This is a genomic window from Streptomyces flavofungini (genome assembly GCF_041028215.1).
GTDB classification, from domain to species: domain Bacteria; phylum Actinomycetota; class Actinomycetes; order Streptomycetales; family Streptomycetaceae; genus Streptomyces; species Streptomyces flavofungini_B.
In genome coordinates this window covers 1-2664 of record NZ_JASKYR010000965.1, presented here as the reverse complement: position 1 = coordinate 2664, position 2664 = coordinate 1, and the positions used below count along the sequence as shown (strand labels likewise).

Sequence of the window (2664 nt, the reverse complement as noted above, 5' to 3'; positions counted from 1 at the left end):
ATGGGGTGCAATAAGGCCTGAAACGGTGCGTACTCCGATCGGGGGGCGCTCCGTGCGGAACCCACCCCTTCTGAATTGACTCTGGCTCAACTATGTTCGTGTGACGTCGGGGTGTCGGGGGGATGCGCTCGTCGGGCCGGGGTTCCGGCCCGCGGAAGGGCTCGCTCCTCACACGCCGGTTGTCAATGGCGGGGAGTGTCTCCGGGGGGAGACGTCATTACCGGGGGAACGTGTATGCACATTCAGGAGACTCACTGGACTTCCGCTGCCGCGTCGGCCTCAGCCGTCGGCCCGGGCGGAAACGGACGCGACCTGGGGGAAGGAGCGCGCACGACACCGCTGCGTGTCGACGCACAGCGCAATCTCGAACATGTACTTCGTGCGGCCCGCGAGGTCTTCGGCGAGCTGGGTTACGGCGCGCCGATGGAAGACGTGGCGCGCCGCGCGCGGGTCGGTGTCGGCACCGTCTACCGACGCTTCCCGAGCAAGGACGTCCTGGTCAGGCGCATAGCCGAGGAGGAGACCTCCCGGCTGACCGACCAGGCGCGTGCGGCGCTCGGGCAGGAGGACGAGCCGTGGTCGGCGCTCTCGCGCTTCCTGCGGACGTCCGTGGCCTCGGGGGCGGGGCGGCTGCTGCCGCCCCAGGTGCTGCGGGTGGGCGTCGAGGACGCCGCCCCGGAGGACGGGGCACGGGTGCCGCAGCAGCGGCAGTCCTCCCCGGGCTCGCCCGACCTGCGCCTGATCGAACAGCGCCAGGCGCCCGCGGAGGAGTCCGCCTCCCTGGGCGCGGGCGACGACGCCGGGGCGGCGACGCTCCTCGACGTCGTCGGCCGTCTCGTCGAGCGGGCCCGTGCCGCGGGTGAGCTGCGTCCGGACGTCACCGTCTCGGACGTCCTGCTGGTGATAGCGACCGCGGCGCCCTCGCTGCCGGACGCCGCCCAGCAGGCCGCCGCCTCGTCGCGGCTGCTCGACATCCTGCTCGAAGGGCTCCGGTCGCGGCCCGCGTGAGGTGAGGCCGCGCCACACCCGGACGTTCGGTCCTTCAGTCGTTCGGTCGTTCGGCGGAGGGCTCGTCGTGAGGCTCGGCCGTGTCGCTGACATCAAACGTTGAGCCTTCCCCGAATGAGTGAACGGTAGTGCTCGATTGCGGTAACGCACCCCGGACGGGTGGTTGCCCGTCGAGGCCGCCGACCGGAGCGCGGCCGTGTGCCACTCTTTCCCGGTGTTCGGGTCTGAGTGTGCAACCGGGGGCGTTCCGCGATGAGTGCTGACGGTCGGGACGAGCCGCCCGCCGACTCCGCCGGGGAGGCCCCCCCGGGGAGCGGCGGCACGGATTCCGGCGGCCTGCCGACGGGGGACGCCCTGCCACCGGGGCAGGTGCCGTCCCAGGGCGGACGCGGCGGCACAGGTGCCTCGTCCGGACTCTCGGAACCGGCAGCGGCCGGACGTGCGGAACGCCCGCCGCAAGCACCGCAGGGCCCCAGCGTGCCCACGCAGCGCGCGGGCGACGCGAGCGGCCGGGCGTCCACCGGAGCCGAAGCGCCCACGGCCGACGCCGACCTGATCACGCGGATGCGGGCGGGCGACGACTCGGCGTACGAGGAGCTGTACCGCAGGCACGCCGAGGCGGTCCGGCGCTACGCACGCACCTGCTGCCGCGACGCGCACACCGCCGAGGACCTCACCGCGGAGGTCTTCGCCCGGATGCTCCAGGCGGTGCGCGGCGGCAGCGGGCCCGAGCACGCCGTGCGCGCCTATCTGCTGACCACCGTCAGGCGGGTCGCCGCGGGGTGGACGAAGTCGGCGAAGCGGGAGCAGCTCGTCGAGGACTTCGCGGTCTTCGCGGCCCAGGCGGCGCGGTCCTCGGAGATCTCCGACGACGACACCCTGGACCTGGGCGCGGACGTCCGCGCGATGCACGAGGCCGAGCAGTCCATGGCGATGCGGGCCTTCAGGAGCCTGCCCGAGCGCTGGCAGGCCGTGCTCTGGCACACGGAGGTCGAGGACGAGTCGCCGAGCGAGGTCGCCACGCTCTTCGGCCTCGACGCGAACGGCACACGGGTGCTCGCGAGCCGCGCCCGCGAGGGATTGAAACAGGCCTATTTGCAGGCCCACGTCAGCGCCACGCTCACCGAGAACGAGGAGTGCGCCCGCTACGCCGACCGCCTCGGCGCCTACGCCCGCGGCGGCCTGCGCACCCGCGCCGAGCGCGGCCTGCGCAAACACCTGGCGGAGTGCGCCACGTGCCGTCTTGCCGCGGGCCAGATCAAGGACGTGGCCAGCGGCATCCCCGCCGTCGTGCCGATCGCGGTCATCGGCTGGTTCGGCGCCGCCGGTTACGCGAAGGTGGCCGCGCTCGTCGGCGGCGGTGCCGCGGCCAGCGCCGGGGCCGGTGCGGCCAGTGCCGCCGTGGGCGGTTCCTCCGGCGGGTCCGCCGCGGGCGGTGCCGCCGCGTCCGAGGGGCTCGGCGCCCCGGCGAAGGCCGGTATCGCGGCGGGCATCGTGGTGGCGGCCGGGGTGGTCGCGGCGATCGCCCTCACCGGCGGGGGCGGCAGGCCGAAGGACGATCCGCCGCCCAAGGCGGACGCGCCCGCGGTCTCGGAGTCGATCGTGCCGCAGAGGCCGCCGTCCTCCGGCCCCGAGCCTGCACCGGCCCCGCCGGTC

At 74.3% G+C, this 2664-nt stretch carries 2 protein-coding genes; both read left to right on the top strand.

Translation table 11 applies throughout. From position 1 onward, the window contains the following. The first annotated feature begins 234 nt into the window (after nucleotides 1–234). Nucleotides 235–1008: a TetR/AcrR family transcriptional regulator gene (locus AB8Z36_RS37175; protein WP_369217797.1), complete on the top strand. Its 774-nt coding sequence runs from the start codon at nucleotides 235–237 to the stop codon at nucleotides 1006–1008. A 252-nt stretch (nucleotides 1009–1260) separates the two neighbouring features. Next, a partial coding sequence (locus AB8Z36_RS37170) for a sigma-70 family RNA polymerase sigma factor (RefSeq protein WP_369217796.1) occupies nucleotides 1261–2664 on the top strand: 1404 nt, incomplete at its 3' end.